This is a genomic window from Roseovarius sp. MS2, from assembly GCF_051447875.1.
Lineage (GTDB): Bacteria > Pseudomonadota > Alphaproteobacteria > Rhodobacterales > Rhodobacteraceae > Roseovarius > Roseovarius mucosus_A.
The window spans coordinates 3,415,925-3,436,460 of record NZ_JBKHVF010000001.1 but is presented as its reverse complement, the minus strand read 5'-3'; the positions used below and the strand labels follow the sequence as shown (position 1 = coordinate 3,436,460).

The 20,536-nt window shown below is 60.3% G+C and carries 17 protein-coding genes and 2 pseudogenes; 11 read left to right on the top strand and 8 right to left on the bottom strand.

Annotated features, from left to right (window positions below):
* Nucleotides 1–39 precede the first annotated feature (39 nt).
* Genes spt through ACLGGT_RS16790 form a run of 4 tightly spaced genes read right to left on the bottom strand, consistent with a single transcriptional unit; the run spans nucleotide 40 to nucleotide 4,268 of the window.
* Nucleotides 40–1,254, bottom strand: a complete 1,215-nt coding sequence (gene spt / locus ACLGGT_RS16805) for a serine palmitoyltransferase (protein WP_081506110.1) — start codon at nucleotides 1,252–1,254, stop codon at nucleotides 40–42.
* Entirely contained in the window at nucleotides 1,251–1,517 is a 267-nt protein-coding gene (locus ACLGGT_RS16800; RefSeq protein ID WP_008280864.1) for an acyl carrier protein, read from the bottom strand. The genes spt and ACLGGT_RS16800 overlap by 4 nt, the downstream gene beginning before the upstream one ends.
* Nucleotides 1,507–2,466, bottom strand: a complete 960-nt coding sequence (locus ACLGGT_RS16795) for an NAD-dependent epimerase/dehydratase family protein (protein WP_437196953.1) — start codon at nucleotides 2,464–2,466, stop codon at nucleotides 1,507–1,509. The genes ACLGGT_RS16800 and ACLGGT_RS16795 overlap by 11 nt, the downstream gene beginning before the upstream one ends.
* Entirely contained in the window at nucleotides 2,463–4,268 is a 1,806-nt protein-coding gene (locus ACLGGT_RS16790; protein ID WP_437196952.1) for a fatty acyl-AMP ligase, read from the bottom strand. Before ACLGGT_RS16790 ends, ACLGGT_RS16795 begins: the two co-directional genes overlap by 4 nt.
* Nucleotides 4,269–5,121: 853 nt before the next feature.
* Here ACLGGT_RS16790 and ACLGGT_RS16785 point away from each other — a divergent pair.
* Nucleotides 5,122–5,817: an SGNH/GDSL hydrolase family protein gene (locus ACLGGT_RS16785; protein WP_437196951.1), complete on the top strand. Its 696-nt coding sequence runs from the start codon at nucleotides 5,122–5,124 to the stop codon at nucleotides 5,815–5,817.
* Nucleotides 5,818–6,046: 229 nt separating this feature from the next.
* Here the strand turns inward: ACLGGT_RS16785 and ACLGGT_RS16780 are convergent, their stop codons facing one another.
* Nucleotides 6,047–6,379, bottom strand: coding sequence for an arsenate reductase family protein (locus ACLGGT_RS16780; RefSeq protein ID WP_375553645.1), 333 nt, complete (start codon nucleotides 6,377–6,379; stop codon nucleotides 6,047–6,049).
* Nucleotides 6,380–6,525: 146 nt separating this feature from the next.
* Here ACLGGT_RS16780 and rsgA point away from each other — a divergent pair, with 146 nt between their 5' ends.
* Both rsgA and ACLGGT_RS16770 read left to right on the top strand, forming a co-directional pair.
* Nucleotides 6,526–7,596, top strand: a complete 1,071-nt coding sequence (gene rsgA / locus ACLGGT_RS16775; RefSeq protein WP_375553646.1) for a ribosome small subunit-dependent GTPase A — start codon at nucleotides 6,526–6,528, stop codon at nucleotides 7,594–7,596.
* A gap of 157 nt (nucleotides 7,597–7,753) precedes the next feature.
* Entirely contained in the window at nucleotides 7,754–8,938 is a 1,185-nt protein-coding gene (locus ACLGGT_RS16770) for a benzoate/H(+) symporter BenE family transporter (RefSeq protein ID WP_437196950.1), read from the top strand.
* A gap of 24 nt (nucleotides 8,939–8,962) precedes the next feature.
* On the opposite strand, the pseudogene ACLGGT_RS16765 reads toward ACLGGT_RS16770, so the two are convergent.
* Nucleotides 8,963–9,100 (bottom strand): annotated as a pseudogene (locus ACLGGT_RS16765) (Lrp/AsnC family transcriptional regulator); the annotation flags it as partial.
* Nucleotides 9,101–9,270: 170 nt separating this feature from the next.
* Between ACLGGT_RS16765 and ACLGGT_RS16760 the strand changes: the two are divergent.
* Both ACLGGT_RS16760 and ACLGGT_RS16755 read left to right on the top strand, forming a co-directional pair.
* Nucleotides 9,271–9,738, top strand: coding sequence for an RrF2 family transcriptional regulator (locus ACLGGT_RS16760; RefSeq protein WP_151979854.1), 468 nt, complete (start codon nucleotides 9,271–9,273; stop codon nucleotides 9,736–9,738).
* A gap of 85 nt (nucleotides 9,739–9,823) precedes the next feature.
* A pseudogene (locus ACLGGT_RS16755) lies at nucleotides 9,824–10,190 on the top strand (sulfate transporter subunit); the annotation flags it as partial.
* A 61-nt stretch (nucleotides 10,191–10,251) separates the two neighbouring features.
* Here ACLGGT_RS16755 and ACLGGT_RS16750 read toward each other — a convergent pair.
* Nucleotides 10,252–12,027, bottom strand: a complete 1,776-nt coding sequence (locus ACLGGT_RS16750; RefSeq protein ID WP_437196948.1) for an SLC13 family permease — start codon at nucleotides 12,025–12,027, stop codon at nucleotides 10,252–10,254.
* A 133-nt stretch (nucleotides 12,028–12,160) separates the two neighbouring features.
* Here ACLGGT_RS16750 and murJ point away from each other — a divergent pair, with 133 nt between their 5' ends.
* From murJ to ACLGGT_RS16735, 3 genes are all read left to right on the top strand, one after another.
* On the top strand, nucleotides 12,161–13,669 hold the full coding sequence (gene murJ / locus ACLGGT_RS16745) for a murein biosynthesis integral membrane protein MurJ (protein ID WP_437196947.1): 1,509 nt from the start codon (nucleotides 12,161–12,163) through the stop codon (nucleotides 13,667–13,669).
* 259 nt (nucleotides 13,670–13,928) lie between these two features.
* Complete coding sequence (locus ACLGGT_RS16740; protein ID WP_008280854.1) at nucleotides 13,929–14,252, top strand: DMT family transporter; 324 nt, start codon at nucleotides 13,929–13,931, stop codon at nucleotides 14,250–14,252.
* A gap of 276 nt (nucleotides 14,253–14,528) precedes the next feature.
* Nucleotides 14,529–16,184: a hypothetical protein gene (locus ACLGGT_RS16735; protein WP_437196945.1), complete on the top strand. Its 1,656-nt coding sequence runs from the start codon at nucleotides 14,529–14,531 to the stop codon at nucleotides 16,182–16,184.
* A 445-nt stretch (nucleotides 16,185–16,629) separates the two neighbouring features.
* Here the strand turns inward: ACLGGT_RS16735 and ACLGGT_RS16730 are convergent, their stop codons facing one another.
* The gene (locus tag ACLGGT_RS16730; RefSeq protein WP_437196943.1) at nucleotides 16,630–17,004 is read right to left on the bottom strand and encodes a hypothetical protein; all 375 of its coding nucleotides are present in this window, start codon (nucleotides 17,002–17,004) and stop codon (nucleotides 16,630–16,632) included.
* A 103-nt stretch (nucleotides 17,005–17,107) separates the two neighbouring features.
* Between ACLGGT_RS16730 and ACLGGT_RS16725 the strand changes: the two genes are divergently transcribed.
* Genes ACLGGT_RS16725 through ACLGGT_RS16715 form a run of 3 tightly spaced genes read left to right on the top strand, consistent with a single transcriptional unit; the run spans nucleotide 17,108 to nucleotide 20,471 of the window.
* Complete coding sequence (locus ACLGGT_RS16725; RefSeq protein ID WP_437196941.1) at nucleotides 17,108–18,682, top strand: recombinase family protein; 1,575 nt, start codon at nucleotides 17,108–17,110, stop codon at nucleotides 18,680–18,682.
* The gene (locus ACLGGT_RS16720) at nucleotides 18,682–19,572 is read left to right on the top strand and encodes a plasmid partitioning protein RepB C-terminal domain-containing protein (protein ID WP_437196939.1); all 891 of its coding nucleotides are present in this window, start codon (nucleotides 18,682–18,684) and stop codon (nucleotides 19,570–19,572) included. Before ACLGGT_RS16725 ends, ACLGGT_RS16720 begins: the two co-directional genes overlap by 1 nt.
* Nucleotides 19,572–20,471: a plasmid partitioning protein RepB C-terminal domain-containing protein gene (locus ACLGGT_RS16715; RefSeq protein WP_437196937.1), complete on the top strand. Its 900-nt coding sequence runs from the start codon at nucleotides 19,572–19,574 to the stop codon at nucleotides 20,469–20,471. The genes ACLGGT_RS16720 and ACLGGT_RS16715 overlap by 1 nt, the downstream gene beginning before the upstream one ends.
* Nucleotides 20,472–20,536: the final 65 nt, after the last annotated feature.

Genomic DNA, 20,536 nt, shown 5'->3' with positions numbered 1-20,536 from the left:
CCACGGTTGGGCGCGCCGGGCATGACCCGGCCCGCCGATTTACTGCGCTGCCGTGCTCTGGGCGGCGCGGGTGGCCGCCTCGGGTGCCACGGTCTTGAATGCGGCGATGATGGCGTCAATCTGGTCAAAGCTATGGGCCGCACTCAGGCTACACCGCAAAAGCGCTGCCCCTTCGGGCGCGGCGGGCGGCAGCACGAGGTTGACATAGACACCATGCTCCATCAGCGCATTCCAGATCCGCGCGCCCTCTTCACGTGAGGGCACCCGCACCGCGATGACCGGGGAAACGGGCGCGGCCAATTCATAGCCTGCCGCACTCAGCCCGTCGTGCAGACGGGTGGCATTGGCCCAAAGATTGGCCTTCAGTTCGGGCCGCGTGCGTACTGCCTCTAGGGCTGCGGCGGCGGCACCGATGCTGGCCGGGCTGGGCGAGGCGGTAAAGATATAGGGCCGACTGCCATAGCGCAGCAATTGCAATTCAGGATGACGGCTTACGCAGAAGCCGCCCAGCGAGGCGAGGCTTTTGGAGAAGGTGCCGGTGATGAAATCCACCTGATCGAGAATGCCCGCCTCTTCGCAGAGGCCCAAACCGCGTTCGCCGTAGACGCCAAAGGAATGCGCCTCATCGACCATGAACCACGCGCCATATTCCTTGGCGATGGCGCAGAGTTCCGCCAGCGGGGCAGTATCGCCCAACATGCTGTAGAGCCCTTCGGCGATCACCAGCGCGCCTTTGGCCTCGTCCCCCAGACGCCGCAAACGCTTGCGCAGATCCTCTGGATCATTGTGGCGGAAGGCAAGGAAATCGGCCCCGCTGATGCGGCACCCGTCATAGATGCAGGCGTGGCTATGGCTATCCAGCACGACCTTGTCACCGGGGCGCAGGATGCCCATCAAGAGGCCCAGATTGGTCTGATAGCCGGTCGAGAACACCATCGCCGAGGGCACGCCGTAAAAATCTGCAAAGGCACGCTCTAGTGCCGCATGGCAGGCAAAGCTGCCATTGGCCATGCGCGATCCCGTCGTGCCGCTGCCCTGCTCATGCAGCGCGGCGCTTGCGGCCTCTAGCACTGCTGGATCAAAGGTCAGCCCGAGATAGTTATTCGTTCCGACAAGGATTGTCGGACGGTTGCCAATCATCGCCTCGGTAGAGGACAGGATGCGCTCCATCACAATCCGGGTCGGGTCGGCCTCTTCGGCACCCAAAGCGTCACGCAGATGCGCCAGTTCGGCAAAACGGTCTGAAATGCTCATGATTTTTTCTCCACAAGCAGTTTGATCTGATCGGCAAGGTTCTGCACCGTATCGACATTGGCCATCATGTTGAGAGGAAAGCTGACATCAAAGGTGTCCTCAACCTCCATCAGCAATTCCATCATATTGACGGAATCGAGGTTCATATCGGCGACAAGGCTGGTGTCCGCAGACAATGCGCCGGATTTCACCGGGAATTTCGACAGGCGTTCGAACAGCACGTCGAGGATTTCCTGTTCAAGGTCTTGGGTGTCATGTGACATTGGTGATGCCCCTATCAGATTTCAACGGCGTCCCGCGCAAGATCGAGGATAGCCCGTTCTCCAGAGAAATCAGCGGCAGCCATCCGGTGTCGCGGCTGATTTCGGTGTTGTCGCACACCCAGTCAGGGTGGCGCAGTTCGTTGACCTTGCCGGGTGTCAGCATCGGACTGTACCCCAAAAGCCGCGAGGCCAACAGATTGCCCGTGGCCACCGCTCGCAACAGGCCGCCCGGAAGTTTCACGCGCCAGCCGCGCCCGCGCCCCGCAACCTCTTCGACAATGGTCGCGATCTCGTCCCAGCTGTAGCCCGCCCCGTGCCCGTCGTCGAGTTCATAGGTAGCCTCTGCGGCGCTGTCCAGAAGTTTGACAATTGCGCGCGCAAGGTCATCGACATGCAAGAGCGAGGCCCGCGCACCGGCCACACCCGGCAGCGGCACGATGCCCCGCGCCATCGTCTGAAAGAGCGGCACAAGTTCGCGGTCCTCGGGGCCGTAGATCGCGGGCGGGCGCAATATGGCCGATGTGAACCCCGCACCAATGGCCACCTTGGCCAGCCGCTCTTCGCCCGCGCGCTTGCTTGCGGCATAGGGCGAGAGATGCGGCGCACGCGCCGCGAGCGAGGAAATCAGGATCACGCGGCGTACGCCAGATGCCTGCGCGGCCTCTGCAACATGGGTCACACCATCGGCGTTGACCCCCAGAAAATCCGCCAGATCGCGTCCGCGCACCTGCCCCGCCACATGAACGACGGCCTGTGCACCCGCCATCAGCTTGGCAAGTGCGGCCTTGTCCGACAGGCCACCCGTCACGGTTTCGAGCAAGGGATGGGTGATCCCAAGCCCCTGACGGTGCACAAGCGCCCGAATAGGGCGTTCGGCGTCCAGCAATTGTCCGATCAGGGCGCGCCCGACAAAGCCGGAGGCGCCCGTGACGGCCACCGGGCCGGTCATGCGATGTAACGGACCTGCGGCATCGCCTCGTCCATGGGCAGGCTATTGGCCGGTTCCGGCTGATGCTGCATCTTGGCCGCCTGACGCCGCCCGAGATAATCAAGCCGCGCCCGCGCCCGTGCCAGCTTGCCCGAGGAGGTGCGGGGCAAGGTGCGGGTCGGCACCAGTTCGACCACAACATCAATCCCGAATTCCGAGCACACCAGCGACGCGATGGTCTTGACCAGACGCGCACGCTTGATCTCGTCGCGCTCGCGGCATTGCACCACCAGAACCGCGGTTTCCTGTTGATCCACATCCGAAGGCACCGAGAAAGCGGCGGCATCGGTATAGTTCACGCCCGGTTGCGTCTTGGCCAGATATTCCAGATCCTCGGGCCAGATGTTGCGCCCGTGGATGATGATCATATCCTTGCGCCGTCCGGTGACAAAGAGCCGCCCATTGGCCAAGTAGCCGATGTCGCCGGTATCGAGCCAGCCATCTTCGCTCAGGCATTCGCGTGTGATCGCCTCTTCCTGAAAATAGTGGCTCATGACGCTGGGGCCGCGCAGGTGGATCACACCGGCCTGACGCTCGGGCAGATCGTTGCCATGCTCATCGCGGATCGCAATCTCGAACGTGGGCAGCAACGCGCCACAATCCACATAGCGCGCGACGCGGCGCTTGGATTTCTGCGCCTCTTCCGGATCGAGCGGCGTGGCGATGCTGTCTTCCTGCATCTGTTCGGCATCGACATAGTCAATCTGCAACTCTTCATCGAGCCCGGCAAAGCTGATGCCCAGCGAACATTCGGCCATGCCATAGCAGGGCAAGAATGCGGTGGATTTGAACCCCGAGGGGGCCAGCGCCTCGGCAAAGCGCTTAAGCGGTTCAGGATTGATCATCTCTGCCCCCACGCAAGCGACGCGCAGCGCGCTCAGATCCCATTGCTCGGCATCGCTTGGGCGCACCCGCATCGCGGCAAGGTCATAGCCAAAAGGCGGGCCAGAAGTGATCGTGGTGCGGTTGCCGGACATCATTTCCAGCCATTTGCGCGGCCGCATCGCAAAATCCTGCGTGCCAAGGAAATCGACCGAGCGTTGGGTCGCCATCGGCATCATGATAAAGGCAACCAGGCCCATATCATGATAGAACGGCAACCAAGATCCAAAGCGGTCCTGCTCGGTCATCTTGAGGCCATGGGTCGCCATATCGTTGATATTGGCCAGCACCGTGGTGTGGTCGATAACCACACCGCGCGGAAACCGCGTGCTGCCAGAGGTATACTGGAGATAGGCGATGCTGTCCGGGGCCACTGTTGGCAATGTCGCGGTCGAGGGCGTCAGACGATCAAAATCCTCGGGCGTGCCGACAAAGCTCAGTGTCAGGCCCGTTGTCGCCTCTTCCAGAAAGCTCATCCATTCAACAGGGGCCATGGCCACCGCTGCGCCGCAATTCTCGATCAAGCCGCGCAGTTGCGCGACATAGCCTGCATGGCCCCCGATATGCATCGTGGCCGGCAGTGGCACGGGCACCAGCCCGGCATATTGACAGGCCCAGAAGAAGCGCACGAAATGCGGCGAGGTTTCGGCCACAAGGCCCACCCGCGCGCCCGGCTCAAGGCCCAGTCCCAAAAGACGCCGCGCGAGATCGACAACCTCGACCTGCAAATCGGCATAGGTGGAGGTTGCATAAAGCTCGCCGCGCGCGTTGTAGAAATTGACACCCGTGTCGCCCTTGGCGGCATAGTCGAGCGCCTCGATCAACGTCGTGAAGTCGCCGCGCCGCAACGCGAGACTGTGCGAACTGCCTGTCGCCTGCATCCCAATTTTCCTTGTTTCGTTTCCGACTCTGGTCGGTTTGCCCTCTGTCATACCAAGTATATGGCATTTGAGGGTCTGATGGCACAAGCTGGCGTTTCAGGTCAAGGACTTGGCCCGCAGCCAAGGCACCCCCCGAGACACCACTTGGCACAGTCTGCAATGCCAGAGCGTAGCCCGTTCCCGCCCCCTTTACACAAATCAAACGCCCGGGTTGCGGCATAGTGCAGAGCGGCGTTAGAACAGAGCCCCTATTGTTACGCCTCCACCCGGCAAGCCGATGCAGATCATCAGCTTTTGATAGGTCGCCCTCTACCCTCGCGCGCGTGAGCGATTGATGAATTTTGGGCAGGCAACCTTGAATGGCATTCATCTTTTATCTTTTAATTACTTACACATATCATCCTTTCTTAAACTCGGGGAATTCAGCAGCGCGCCACACGAAGATGCGCCAGAATAGTTCGGTCAAACCGCAGCGGCCCGTTAGATTTGGATCGCCAACCTGGGGCGACTTGACCGATCAGGTGCCGCGCATCGCCCCTCAGTGACTTCGCGGGTTGCGTTATGGAAATCCTATGCGCTACATGAGGACGGCTGAGCCAAGAACCCGGCCAAAAATGCCGACAGAGACAATCGGCAACATGTTGCCCCGATTGTCACATTTGGTTTCCAAGTCGTAACATCTTCACAAGATGCAGGAAAAGGCAGCCCCAAACGCGCCTTTGTGGCCCTTGCCACCAAGGGGCGCATCAGACACCTCAGGCCCCAGACCGCAACGTTGCGCGATGGGAATTAATGTGGGCTGTGACCCTAAAGCGGCGGGACAAGCCGTGCTGATCACCCTAGAATTCACCGGATGCGGTCGACCTGCCTTGAGCATGGGCCTGCGTGGCTTACTTCACCTGTCATGAAATACGTGATCGTTGTGGCCTTAAGCCTTCTTGCCGCCTGTGGACGCGGCATTCCAGAGACTGCGCGCATCGTGGTGGCGGGGGATTCTGTTATGGCGTGGAATCGATCCGCCGGGGCCTCGGTTGCAGATGGTCTGCAAGCACGTCTCGGAGAGCCGGTCGGCGATGTGTCACTTTCACTGGCACAGGTCGCGGGCGGGTGGAGTGCCTGGAATATTCCAACGCAGCTTGAAGGATTGAGGGCCGAATGGGTGGTGCTGAACGGCGGTGCCAACGATCTGAGCACGGGCTGCACCTGCTCAAGCTGCGGGCCTGTGCTGGATCGGCTGATCTCCGAAGATGGCAAACAGGGTGCAATCCCAGACCTCGTGGCCAACTTGCGGGCGCGGGGATCACAGGTGATCTGGGCAGATTACTATACTGCGCCACGCTATGCAGGCACCACATGTGAAGCGCCCTATCAGGTTCTGGAGCAAAGACTGGGACGAATGGCGCATGCTGACGCGGGCGTGACGCTGGTAGACTTGGATGACGTGTTTCTTCCTGACGACCGTTCACTTTTTGCCGGGGATCGGCTTCATCCGTCACAGAAAGGATCGGCGCGTATTGCAGGGCAAATCGCTCCGCTATTGGCGAGGTAAGCGTTGCTCAGGGCAAAAGGTGCTGGATTTCATTTGCCAAGGTGACATGCGCGAGCGGCTATCATCTTTGTGCGGTGGTCGACGACATTTGAGAGTCAGAGCGTTCCGCTGACCCTTCTTGGCCTAGGTGCCAGTCAATCGGTCTTGACCCGATGCTAGGCACGAACGGGCTTTGCCGCGGCGTGGCGCTTCGGTCTGGTCAGTCGCTTTCGTAGCTCAGGTTGAGAAATCAGCGGCCTTCAAGCACCGCGTTCTGCACGGTCTCGTCCCAACCCAAGTAGAACGTGTCCCCGTCCTGAATCACCGGCCGCGCCATGACCTTGGGCTGCGCTGCGATCTGTGCCTCGGCCTCTGAATTCTTCAACCAATCACTAAGCGCGCGGTAATCATTCGATTTGCGATCCACGAGCCGATCCCCGAACTCTACGATCAGCGCCGATAATTCCGCCTCGCTCAATGGTTCGGCTCGGATATCACGAAAAGAAACATCCAGCCCTTCCGCCTCCAATGCTTTGCGGGCCTTCTGACAGAGTGCGCAAGTCTGCAAGCCGTAGATCATCATGTCGCAAACTCCCTTTGCGTCGATCGTGCACCCTTGTCCAACGCCGCGCCAAAGGCAACCATCTGAACGGTTGCTTGCGCTGGCCGACAGCTGCGTTCGACCGGATGTTTCGCAGTGTCATATCTGCGCTTAACCGAAGGATATGCTTGCAACAACGCCATTCCGCCGCCATTCATGCGGATGTGAGCATTTCATCAGATCAGCCCTCAGTTTCATTGGCCGCGCTCGGCTGGTTTACGTTCTTTTCCGAGCAGGTAGAGGATGGCGAGGCAGAGCTTGCCCCCATGCGTATTGCGACTGTTCACCGGGACCGTGTCACAGCAATCTCCGAACGTGGCCCAGTGCGGCTGGAGCTTTCCGCGCAGTCCCTTACGACGGATTTTGCCGTGGGCGACTGGGTTTTGGTGAACCCCGAGACCCGCTTGCTGATGCGGCGGCTGGATAGGCGAATGCTGTTACAGCGAAAAACCGAAGGCGGCCGGCCCACACAACTGATTGCCGCGAATGTCGACACGTTGCTGATCGTCACCTCCTGCAACGATGATTTCAATCTGGCGCGCCTGGAGCGCTATCTCGCGCTTGCGAATGAGGCTGGGGCGACCCCGGTGATTGTCTTGACGAAGATAGATCAGACGGCAGATGCCGCCCCTTACCTGCAGCAGGCCAAAACGCTTCAACAAGGGTTGGAGGTGGTCCTGTTGAACGCGACCGGGCCAGAGGCCGCCCTGACCTTGGCACCTTGGTGCGGCCCCGGACAGACCGTTGCGCTTGTCGGATCGTCTGGGGTGGGCAAATCGACCTTGCTCAATACATTGTCAAACAAATCATCCGAGGACGCACAGCCGACAGGCCCTATTCGCGAGGCCGACGCCAAAGGGCGTCACACAACTACGTCGCGGTCACTTCATGCAATTGCCGGTGGCGGCTGGGTGATTGATACGCCCGGAATGCGAACGCTGCATGTTCGCGATGCTGCGGCCGGGCTCAACACGCTGTTCGCGGAAATTGTCGAGCTTGCCGCTCGGTGTCGTTTTCGGGATTGCACCCATGATCACGAACCCGGTTGCGCCGTTCAAAGCGCGGCGGCCGACGGTACACTCGATCCGGCACGCCTTGCCCGATGGCGCAAGCTGACTCAGGAAAACCTGACCAATACCCCCGTCCAGTCCGGCCCCCGTGGCAACAAGATCACGAAACCCCAAGGCAAACGACGCTGACGCGACCCGCCCTAAAAGTCGGGTGTAGCATGCCCGAAGAATAGAACGCCCTGCAAACAAAGCTGCCCACGCGCCTGCGTTTTTGCATGACCGCTCTGGTAGAAACTGCCGCGATCGATAATGGTGTTGAAAACCCGAACTAAGGTGGTTCCAGTCCATGTTCCGCGATCTTTCAGTATCAGCCTTTTCAATGGGGATTCTTGCAGCTTTCGTCGGATACTCGGCCTCATTCGCCATCGTGTTGGCCGGATTGACGGCGATGGGGGCAACTGCTGCGCAGGCGACCACAGGGCTTTTTTTTGCGACCGTTGGCATGGGCATCTGCAGCATCTGGCTGCCTGTCGTGACACGAATTCCCGCTGCGGTGGCCTGGTCCACGCCGGGCGCGGCGTTCCTTGCAGCAACGGTCGCCTTGCCCGGTGGTTTTGGTGAGGCTGTCGGCGCAATGATTTTTGCAGCCGGGTTGATTGTGTTGACCGGCTTCATTCCAACCCTTGGCCGGGTCGTCGCCGCCATCCCGAAACCCATCGCCAACGGATTGCTGGCGGGCGTCCTGCTCAAACTGTGTTTTGCCCCCGCGATTGCGCTTGGGAGCATTCCTCTTTTGGTTCTGCCTGTGCTCGTGGCGTGGCTGGTGGGTTTGACATGGAACAGGCTGGCCGCAATGCCGTTTGCTGTGCTTGCGTTTCTTGCCGTTCTTTACTTCAGCGTCGAGACTTCAACAGACGCTCTGCAGGCCGACACAACATGGCTTCCTGCCTTTACACCGACCATCCCTATTTTCACGGTGCAATCGTTCTTTTCCATCGCTCTGCCCCTTTATCTGGTAACGATGGCAGGGCAAAACATCCCTGGCTTTGCGGTCTTGGAACTGAACGGCTATCGGGTAGAACGCCAACCCCTGATCCGGAAAACCGGCATCGTCAGCCTCGCGTTTGCCCCGTTCGGGTCAATTCCCGTCAATATGTCAGCGATCACCGCTGCGATGATGGCTGGTGAGGATGCTGGCCGCGATCCGGCAAAGCGCTATTGGGCCGCGATCACATCGGGCGTCGTCTATGTCGTGCTTGCATTTGCGGCAGCGCTTGTAACGTCATTGGCCAGCCTTGCGCCGCTCGCCCTTATCACGGCGGTGGCTGGGCTTGCGCTTGTTCCCGCTTTGGTTGGGTCGATGTCAGCGGCATTCAGTGACCGGACCCAGTTGGAAGCCCCCGCGCTGACGTTTTTGATAGCAGCGAGCGGCATGACGCTTTTTGGCATCAGCGGGGCGTTCTGGGGCGTTGTCGTTGGGGCGCTTATCTGGTTGGCAAAGGCGTTCGCGCATCGATCCATCGACCCGTAACCCACCTGCGTCGCGGATCACGCCAGCCCCCTCATGCTTCTCAATGCGTTTCCAACAAGGCGATTGTGACAGCCCGACCTGCTCGGCGATACGGGCGACCGGCACGGTCGCATCCCGCTGCAAAATGTCGAGGATTTTCAGGCCTATCCGGTCGAATGTCATCGCGCCTGCTTTTGTTCCAAGATGGCCGCAGCAAATGAGTCGGTGCGAGCAGGCCACAATTTTTCTCAATGTCGATCCTCCTTATCGTGTTTTGTATTCACGCTCGCTTGTGCTTTAAACTTGATAATCTTGACCTTGTTAGTCGCCGTTTTGAGAGCCATATTCAGCCTATGATCACTCATAAGACCAAATATGCGCTCAAGGCACTCATGGTGCTTGCTGACGAGAAGGCTGGTGAAGGCGTGGCCCTGCGCATCGAAGATATCGCGGCTCGCTCGGGTGCGCCCAAGCGCTTTCTCGAGCATATCTTGCTGGATCTCAAGCGCGCCGGTCTGATCGGCAGTCGCCGAGGTCGCAATGGCGGATACGAGATGATCAAAGAGCCGAGGCGTGTATCGCTTGCCGAGGTTCTGCGTCTGATCGATGGGCCAATGGCCCCCCTGCCCTGCCTGTCGCGCAAAGCTTACCAGCGCTGCGAAGATTGCACGGATGAACAGACCTGCCGGGTGCGCGCCGTCTTCGGCGGGTTTTACGCCACCTACATCCTGATGATCGAATCGCTCACTGTCGCTGATCTTCAGAAGGATGCACGGCCCTTGGAAAGCTTTGGGCTTTCCGAACCCGCCACCAGAGAATGAACTTCTAAAGTCACGACAAAAAGAGCGTGAGTCTTCCTTTGCAACTCACGATTAGCTCTGTCGTATTTGGGTGTCAGGCGGCGCTGGTGGCGCAGACGCCCAAGCACGCGCCGTGATCGACGGGCTCAAGGCGACAGTGGTCACAGTGGTGCTTTCGGCTGACATTGATGCGATTTCCGAGCGCACGGGCCTCTTCCCGGCGGACTGACACTCGCGCTTGCCGCAGAATTCCTCGCCCTAGACGTCCACCATCGTCTTTCTTGTGCGCGACGGGAACCCTAAGGGCATCGAAGACCGGAACGACCTTGTCGTCGACGGCGTATAGGTCATCCCCCCAACCCCTCAAGACCTCCGGTGGCGCGCGCTGGACTGTCCTCTCCGCTTGGCCCTATGCTGAGCAGAGCGGGCTTGATCCAGCAGAGTGCGTCGGCGCGCTCTATCGCAATGTGCCGTATCGAGCAGGTCGGCAATCCCGCCACTGACTTCGCGCGTGATTTCACGGCCGCCTGATACTTAGAACGGAAAGAAGATCGGGATGATCAGCACCGCGACCACGGCGAAAATGATGTTGAGCGGCAGGCCCACCTTGATGAAGTCGTTGAATTTATAGCCCCCGGCACCATAAACAAAGGTGTTGGTCTGGTAGCCGATAGGTGTCGCGAAGCTGGCCGAGGCCGCGAACATCACCGCCATGATGAAGGGGCGCGGGTCAAAGCCCAACTCGATGGCCAAGGCAATGACGATCGGGCCAATCAGCACAGCGACCGCGTTGTTCGAGACCATCTCGGTCAGCGCGCTGGTCAAGACATAGACGGCGGCGAGGATGGCGAGCGGGCCAATCCCGCCCACGGCACCCACCACCGCCTCGACGATCACGCGGGCGGTGCCGGTTTCCTCCATCCCCATCGACAGGCCAAGCATCCCGAAGATCAGGAACAGGATACGCCAGTCGATGGCGTCAAAGGCTTCCTCGGGATCGACGCAGCGGGTCATCATCACCACCACCGCCCCGATCACTGCGAGACCGGCGATGGGCATGACGTCGAAGGCCGCAAGCCCCATCACGGCAAGGATCGTCGCAATGGCAATGGGTGCCTTGGAGCGTCGCTGCGGGCGTTCGGTCGGGGTTGACAGGTTGACGATGCCGCCATCCTCCATCATCCGTTGAAGCCCCTCAGGGGGACCTTCCAGCAGCAGCGTGTCAGCGAATTGCAGGCGCAGATCCTGCAATTCCTCGCTAATATTCTGTTCCTGCCGATGCACGGCCATCAGGTAGACGCCGTATTTGCGGCGCAGCTTCAAATCCTTGATCGGCCGCCCGCGCAGGTGCGAGTTCGGGCCGACGCTTGCCTCCATCGTGATGGTCTGGTCGGCGGTGACGGGTTCCACATCGTGGTCGTCCCTGTCCCGGAACGCGATCTGTCCGTCTTCCTTAAGCCCGAGAATCTCACCCGTTCCGGTTTTCAGAACCAGCCGATCACCAACCTCGAGCACGAGGTCGTTCATCGTGCGGCGCATCGAAACTTCTCCGCGAACGACATCGAGGATGCGCGTCTCGGCGGTGTTGAAGGGCAAATCAGACAGCCGCCGCCCCACGTATTTCGATCCGTTGGGGATCAACAGTCGGGCCAGAAAGCGGCGCTTGCCCTCTTGCCCCAGCAACCCAGAAAGCGACGCACGGTCGGGCAGCAGAAAGCGGCCGGCAAAGATCATATAGGCCATGCCCACCCCGGCGAATATCAGACCGGGCAGCGTCATCTCGAACATCGTGATCGAGGGTTGGCCCGCCTCCTGCGCGACGCCGCTCATAAGTATGTTGGTCGAGGTACCCACCAGCGTCAGCGTGCCACCAAAGATCGCCGCAAAGGACAAGGGGATCAGCATACGCGAGGGGGCCACGCCCACCGAGGCCGCGACCGAGATCATGATCGGCGTCAGCAGGATCACGACAGGCGTGTTGTTCATAAAGGCCGAGGCCCCCATGGTGCCGACCATCATCAAGAGCATCGCTCGCAGGAACGATCCCCGCGCCTGTTGTTTCAGCAGATCACCCACGATGGTCAGCACGCCAGTGCGTTCAAGCGCTGCGGAAATGATGAACATCATCGCAATGGTGATCGGCGCTGACGAGCTGAACACCGTCAGAAAGTCTCGTGTTTCGATGATTCCCGTGGCCAGCAATGCCGCCGACGCCGCCAAAGCGGTGACCTCGGGCGGGTATACCTCCTTGACAAAGCTCAGGAAAACCACGGCGACAAGCGCAAGAACAAAGATCTGGTCGAGACTCATGGGCTATACTCTCGAAGGCGATGGCATTTTCCAACAATAAACGATAAAGTAACTCGTGTTTTCAATTGCAATCTGCCGAAACTCCCCGAAATCACCGCGAAAAAGCGATGGCTCCAGAGGATCGCCCTACCCCATGCTGCGCAAGCTTGGCACCGTCTCGGGTCTGACATTGGTCAGCCGTCTTCTTGGCTTCCTGCGCGACGTGGTGTTGGCCGCAACGTTGGGTGCAGGGCCGGTGGCAGATGCCTTTATGCTGGCCTTTCGCCTGCCAAACCATTTTCGCGCCCTTCTGGCCGAAGGTGCGTTCAACGCCGCCTTCCTGCCGACATGGGCCGCAGCCGATGCAAGCGGTCGCGACAGCGCGCGCCTTGGCGCAGAGGTTTTGGGTTGGCTCATGCTCGCCAATCTTGTGCTATTGTCGTTGGCGCTTGGGGCGACCGGCTGGATGCTGGCGGTGCTGGCGCCCGGCCTATCGCCTGCCGACGAGACTTGGCCGCTGGTCGTCACGCTCACGCGGATCACCTTTCCTTACCTGCTCTGCATGTCAATGGTCGCCTTCCTCGCGGCCCTCTTGAATGGGCGCGATCACTTTGCCGCGCCAGCGGCAGCGCCGATCCTTCTCAACCTGTGCATGATCGGCGCATTGCTTATGGCCCAACACTTTCCAAGCACCGCCCATGCCGCCGCCTGGGGCGTCATGGTGTCGGGCGTGGCGCAGGTGATCCTATTGGCCGGTGCCGCAGGGCGCGCGGGCCTGCCCCTGCCGCGCCCCCGGCTGGGCCTGTCGCCCGATACCCGGCTGGTGTTTCGCCGCCTTGGGCCCGCGATCCTCACCTCGGGCGCGCTGCAGGTGGCGATCTTTGCTGACACGATCATCGCCACCTTCCTGCCCGCCGGATCGCTCTCGCATCTTTACTATGCCGACCGGCTCTACCAGCTGCCCATCGGCCTGATCGGTGTTGCACTCGGCACCGTCATCCTGCCCGATATCGGGCGTCGCGCGGGCCTAGGAGACGAGATGGGCATGCGCGCCGTGCTCGACCGGGCGCTTCTGATCTGCTTGGCCGTGGGCGTGCCCGTCGCGGTGATGATGGCGACACTGGGCGATTGGGTTTTGCGCATTCTGTTCGTCCGGGGCGCGTTCGATCTGGCCGCAGCCGAGGCGTCAGCGGCCATCCTCGCGGCTTATGCTCTTGGTCTGGTGCCCGCGCTCGCGTTGCGCTCGCTCGTCGCTGGGTTCCATGGACGCGGGGATACAAGAACACCACTGCGGCTGCTTGTTGCAGCAACTGTGGTCAATATCGCACTCAAGATCGCGCTCACCCCGTGGCTGGGCGCAGCCGGGCTTGCCGTAGCAACATCGGCTGGGATCGCGCTCTACGCGGTGCTCTTGTTCCAGACTGGCCGCGCCCGAGGTTTCCTCAGAGGCCCATCCGCTGGATCGAGCGCGATCCTGATCGCATCCGGTGCGGTATCGGCGCTGGCAATCTGGTGGTGGCGGGATGCCATCCTCGACGCTTTGGTCGCAGTGGGACCGGCAGGCGGGTTGCTCACAGCGTTCCTTGTCGTGGTGTCCCTCTCCGGCGCATTTCACGGGGCTGCGACCTTCGTCGCACTGAAGGTTAGCCGCACCCGACCATAGCATCAAGCGCGATGCGCTAGCCTACGCCTCACGCTCCTTTTCTACTCGATGACCGGGGGGGGCGTCGCCCTCACGAGGACGGCAAGCTGCCTTTTGACAGTGGCAGGCATAAGGCCCGCTCTGTCGGTCACTAAAATGTCGTCTCAATCCGCACATTGACCACCGCTTGCTTCACTAGTACCTTTGATCGCGCGCGGGACGACCCGTGCCTGACGCATCCATTTCGGGACGACCCGACCTTAACATGAAGGGGTCTCCTTTGGCTTGGATCTATCTTGTTCTCGCTGGCCTGCTTGAAATCATTTGGGCTTTTTCCATGAAGAAATCCATGGGGTTCACGTTGCTGATACCCAGTGCAATCACCATTGGAACCATGATCGCAAGCTTTGCTTTGCTCGCCGTCGCGATGCGGTCGCTCCCGCTCAGCACCGCCTATACTGTTTGGACTGGGATTGGCGCTATTGGCGCTTTCACGGTGGGTGTCTTGGTCCTGGGAGAGTCCGCGTCACCGACGCGACTGATTGCGGCGGCGTTGATCGTTTCAGGCATTGTGCTGATGAAGATCTCGAGCTCGACTGCCTAGCAAACGTCGCTTTAGAACCCGCACTCCGGCGGTCAGCCTCAGGTCTCATTGGCTAGTCCAGTGGCAATCCGATCAGGGATCTGCCGCTGAACGTGATGTTGGTCATCCGACATCGCTTTCAACGCCCGCGGCGGACCTCCGATCTAGACACGATGCGCCCAAGGGTCTTGACCCGTGCGCAAAGTGACGCCAGCATTACACATACACCCTTATGATTTTAGAATTTTGGTTCAATAATCTGTAGTTAACCCGCAAAGCCTTCTTGGGAGCGCCTATATGACAACCTATTTTATCGTCCTCCGTGAGCTTGGGATAAACGAAAGCGACGATCTCAGCGGTGCGAATATCGCTCTACCGGACAGCTTTGATGCGACTGTTGACGCACTGATTGACGGCTTTGGTGCCGTGCCGTTCCGGGTCGCTGCGGAAACTTTGCCCACAGTTTTGGCTGCACGAAACGGCATTGACGGCGTTCTTGTCCCAGAGGAGCTGCTACTGGGCGTCGATCCCATCGATTTTTCCCAACTCAGCGTGGCGACATTCCGAGTTGACGACAGATTCTTCTCAGGCGATGGCGCCTTTGTCTTGACCCCCAGCGATCTGCCGGTCCCTCCAAACACCGAGACGGGCGAACCAAACACAAATGAAGAAACCCCAATAGACTCCGAGGGTGGCACGAGCACACGGATCTATCTGCTTTCCCGCGACGGAGCCCTAAGCGACACGAGCGCTATTGCAGGCTTGAAGATTGCCGTAGAGGCGGACGTCGATGACAGTGTCATGACACGCCTCTCCAACCTCGGCGCGATCCCCATCCGCATCGCGGTTGCGGAACATTACCAAGCCCTACAGACCGGCGTGGTTGATGCTGTCGTGCTGACGGAAAGCCGTCTGCTTGGTGACATCGGCACGAGCTTGCTCGCAGACTTCGATTTGGACGTCTATTTGGTTGACGACAGTTTCTTTACGGGAATTTTGGCAGGGTCCGTCGCCACAACCGAACTGCCCGGCAACGGAGGCCCGGATACGGGCGGACCAGATGAGCCCAATTCACCTCCACCGGACAGGTTCTTAGAGGGATCAGGTGGAAACGACACACTCCGTGGGGGTGAGGGAAACGACACGATTGCCGGGGGCGCTGGCGATGACAGCATCGAGGCGGGTGGCGGCAACGATAATATTTCCGCTTCGGATGGGAATGACTTTGTAGATGCCGGCGCGGGCAATGACAGTGTCGGCGGTGGTCTGGGCAATGACACGATCTTTGGCACTACGGGGGATGATGTCATGGGTGCCGGTTTTGGCGACGATGTCGTATCGGGAGGCGTTGGAAATGACGTGGTGGCTGGCGGTGCTGGCAACGATACGCTGGAGGGGGGCGACGGCAATGACAGCATGTCTGGCAGCTTTGGCAATGATCTTATCAGCGGTGGAGACGGGGCTGACGACATAGGGGGCGGCACCGGTCGTGATACGATTGATGCCGGAGCAGGGAATGACCGCGTCGGAGGCGGCGAGGGAGATGACAGCATTCAGGGCGGTGCTGGCAACGACTTTCTTGCAGGCGGCGGCCGCAACGACACCATCGACGGGGGCAGCGGCGCTGACACGATCAACGGGGGCGCTGGCAATGACCGCATGACAGGGGGTGCGGGCGCCGATCAATTCGTTTTCAGCGCCTTCAACGAGGGCGAGACCGATGTCATCACTGATTTCCAAGATGGGATCGACCGTCTTTTCATTCGGATCATCAATCCCGACACTGGTGAGACGAACATCACCAACGGCAACGCGGGGCTTTCTGGCTTTGTGGCGGCCTTGGGCATTCTCGACACAGCAGCCGGTGCGCAACTCAACGTGAACGGCCATCGCGTGCTGATTGAAGGGGTGGCAGCAGCGGATCTCACTGTGGATGATTTCCAGTTTCTGTGAAGCGCGAAACGCAGGCCGTTCAATCCCTTAATTTTGGATAGGGGTTTGGATCGGGGGCAAAAATCGCTCTGTTTGAACAAGGCATCGGGCACGTAGAGCTGCGGATCGCGTCTTTACCGGTGATGAGACGTAGTTGGATTTCAGAGGTATCTGCGTCCAAGCCCCCTCGCGTAAGGGCCAGTGCTCGGCTCCAGCCGCATAACCCTAGAATACAACGCAAATCCAGCCGCAGCCGGATCGGGAGAAGAGTTTTTCAGGGTCATGTGGCGGTGCTGGGAGACCAATGCGAACCAGTATCTACTAAAAGGGCGGCACGCGAGAACACCCGGGGAACCCCGGGACATTTCCTAACTTTCTGACTTTTCTCGGTTTTCATCGAGCAGAGCGATCTCGAACTGAACGTCGCTCTACTCAGGAGTGCCGCGTGCCTGGCGCGAAACCCCGCCTACTCGTTTTCTCCCGCCTCCGAAGCTGAAGCTTCCAAGAGGGCGTCCAGGGCGTCGAGTACAAGCCGAAGGGTCTCACGGGTTTGGTGAAGCCCCGCCATGACCCGCAGCTCCGACCGCCCGGACAACGAGAGCACCGCACCAGCTACCTCTTCCGAGTGTCGGAGAAGCTCGATCAGATGCTCCCCCGCCGGACCATGCGACCCTGCAAACCAGTTCTTTGCCGTTCGCTCCGAGACGCCCGTCCACTTCATCGCCGTCTTGATCGCCAGGTGGGATCCACCGAGCTCTCGCTTCAGCGCGGCCGAAATCGCCGCCTGGTATTCTAATCGGTCGACCCTCCGTCCGTCTTCATCTGGAAAAGTCTTGCCCATCTTAGGAAACATTTTTCTGGCCCTCCGCGTCTAAGCTTCGGCCTCAAGGAATCACAGGCATTCCCAGCATTTAGGCGAATCCGACGAATGGAAGGCTCGGCGATTGGGCTGGAGGGACGATCAGGACGAAAGAGCTACAGCTCGGGAGGGAACGCCGCCCAGGCGCGCCGCTCAGTACGTCCGCATGTCGACCGAGCACCAACGCTATTCGACGGAGAACCAGTCCGACGCAATCGCGCACTATGCCCAGCAACGCGGTATCGAGATCGTCTGCACCTATTCTGACGAGGGGAAAAGCGGGCTACGGATCCAGGGGCGCGACGGCCTCAAGCAGCTCATCGACGACATTCAGTCCGGCCGGGCCGACTATGAGGCCGTAATCGTCTATGACATCAGCCGTTGGGGTCGGTTTCAGGATGCGGATGAGAGCGCCTATTACGAGTACATCTGCAAGCGTGCTGGCATCTCGGTCATCTATTGCGCCGAGCAGTTCGAGAATGACGGCAGCCCCGTCTCGACGATCGTCAAGGGCGTCAAGCGCGCAATGGCAGGCGAGTACAGCCGCGAGCTGTCCCAGAAGGTCTTCACCGGCCAGTGTCGCCTGATCGAACTCGGCTATCGGCAAGGTGGACCGCCCGGCTTCGGCCTACGGCGGATGCTGATTGACGAGCGCGGAGCCGAAAAGGGCACTCTTCAGCGCGGCGAGCACAAGAGCATCCAGACGGACCGCGTCACTCTTGTCCCCGGCCCTCCCAAGGAAATCGCGATCATCCAGGAAATCTTCCACGGCTTCGTGGAAGACCGGAAGTCCGAGGCGGAGATCGCCGAGGCTCTGAATGCCCGCGGTATTGTTACCGATCTCGGTCGCGCTTGGACCCGTGGCACCGTCCACCAGATCCTGATCAACGAGAAATACATCGGCAACAACGTCTGGAACCGCAGTTCCTTCAAACTGAAGAAGCGGCGTGTCCGGAATGATCCCGAGATCTGGGTGCGAGCGGAAGGTGCCTTCGAGGGGATCGTCGACCCGGACCTGTTTGCAGCCGCCAACGCCATCATCGGCGCGCGCTCGAGCAAGCTCACTGACGAGGAAATGCTCGAGGGGCTGAAGGAGGTCTTCGAGGCTCAAGGGTACCTGTCGGGCCTCGTCATTGATGAAACCGAGGCCCTGCCCTCGAGCAGCGCCTATCGCTCGCGCTTCGGCAGCCTGCTGCGTGCCTATCGGCTGGTGGGCTTCAACCCCGATCGCGACTATCGGTACATCGAGATCAATCGCCGCCTTCGCGATCTCCATCCCGACATTGTCGCTGAGACGATTGCCGGTATCGAAGCCGCAGGCGGCAGCGTGGAACGGCATCCCCGTACCGACCTGCTCACCATCAATGGAGAGTTCACGGCCTCGCTCGTCATCGTCCGATGCAGCGAGACCAGCGCTGGCTCGCTGAGATGGAACATCCGCTTCGACACGAGCCTGAAGCCCGACATCACGATCGCCGTCCGCATGGATCGGCCCAACAGGCAGCCGCTCGACTACTACCTGCTCCCGAGGCTCAACATGACCCTCCCGCGCATCCGCCTGGCGGAAAGCAACGGGCTGTCGCTCGACGCCTACCGCTTCGACACTCTGGACCGCCTGTTCGACATGGCGGTGCACGTTCCCGTTCCTGAGGTGGCGTGATGCCTGGCTCCCAGCCCCAGACAGCCGAGTTGATCCCGATCGACCGCATCACCGTCGTGAACCCCCGTGTCCGCAATCGGAAAGCCTTCGAGGAAATCGTACAGAACATCGCGGAGCTCGGACTGAAGCGTCCGATCACGGTTGCCGAGCGTGAGAGCACCGATGGTCCGAGATACGATCTCGTCTGCGGACAAGGTCGGCTGGAAGCCTTCCAGGAACTCGGTCAAACCGAGATCCCCGCAATCATCATCACCGCGAGCAGCGAAGACTGCCTCGTGATGAGCCTCGTCGAGAACCTGGCCCGGCGCCAGCACAGGGCGCTGGATCTCCTGCGCGACATCAAGGGGTTGAAAGAACGAGGATATTCCGAGGCCGAGATCGCACGGAAGACCCATCTGTCAATGAAGTACGTCCGAGGGGTGGCGAAGCTGCTCGAGAGCCGCGAGCACAGACTGCTCCGTGCCGTCGAAAGCGGCAAGATTCCCGTCAGCGTTGCGGTTGATATAGCAGAAGCCGAGGACACTGCCGTCCAGGACGTCCTGCGTCAGGCCTACGAGAACAACCTGCTGCGCGGGGGTCGCCTCATGGCGGCCAAGCGCCTCGTCGAGGCACGACAACGCCACGGCAAAGGCCAGCCAACGGTGGACAGGGCAACGCGCCGCTCCCTGTCGGTCGAAAGCCTGCTGCGGACCTATCAGCACGACGTCGAGAAGAAGCAGGTTCTTCTGCGCAAGGCGACCGCGACTCGCAACGAGCTGATGTTCATCACGGAAGCACTCCGCAAGCTCTTGAACGACGAGAACTTCGTCACCCTGCTCAGAGCCGAGGGGCTGGCGACCATCCCGAAGAATCTCTCCGACCGCCTCGCGGCCAGAGCGGGAGCGATCTGATGCCGCGTTCCAGAGGCTCCAGGCCAATCAGCATGGCGTTCGAAAAGGACTTCATCCGTCTTCCTCTGGACCGGATCTGCCCGCTCTATGCCGTCCGGACCGAAACCAAGGGCACAGTGAAGTACCGCCAGGTCGCCGCATCCATCAAGGAGGTCGGTCTCGTCGAGCCCCTGGTCGTCGTTCCCGACAAGTCCGATCCGGGAAAGTACATGCTGCTCGACGGGCACGTGCGTCACGCGATCCTGATGGATCTCGGGGACAAGGATGCGCCGTGCCAGGTTGCGACGGATGACGAGGCCTTCACGTACAACAAGCGCATCAGCCGGCTGGCGACCATCCAGGAACACAAGATGATCCTGAGGGCGCTGGAACATGGCGTTCCAGAGGAGCGGCTAGCCCGAGCGCTCAACATCAACGTCAAGTCACTGCAGGACAAGAAGCGGCTCCTGGACGGGATCTGTCCCGAGGCCATCGAGCTTCTGAAGGACAAGCAGGTCTCGCTGACGGGTTTTCGTGTCCTCAGGAAGATGAAGCCGATGCGCCAGATCGAGGCGGCGGAGCTCATGGTTGCAATGAACAAGTACACCATCAACTACGCCCGGTCGCTCCTGGCGGCGACGCCGGCCAGCCAACTCGTCGATCCCGAGCAGCCCAAGGCGGTGAAGGGGATATCCCGACAGCAACTTGAGCTGATGGAGCGGGAGTCCGCGAACCTCGGGCGGGAACTGCGTCTCGTCGAGGACACCTACGGGACCGATCACCTCGATCTGGTCCTGGCGCGCGGCTACGTCTCGAAGCTCATCAGCAACGCGCGCATCACGCGGTATCTCGAGATGTATCATCCCGAGTTCCTGCCAGAGTTCGAGAGGATCACGGAGACGGAGGCTCTGGCCTCCTGATCTGAGTGGTTTCGGTCAATTTCGGCCGAACCACGACGGGGACCCGGACCCATAGAAGCGCGGGG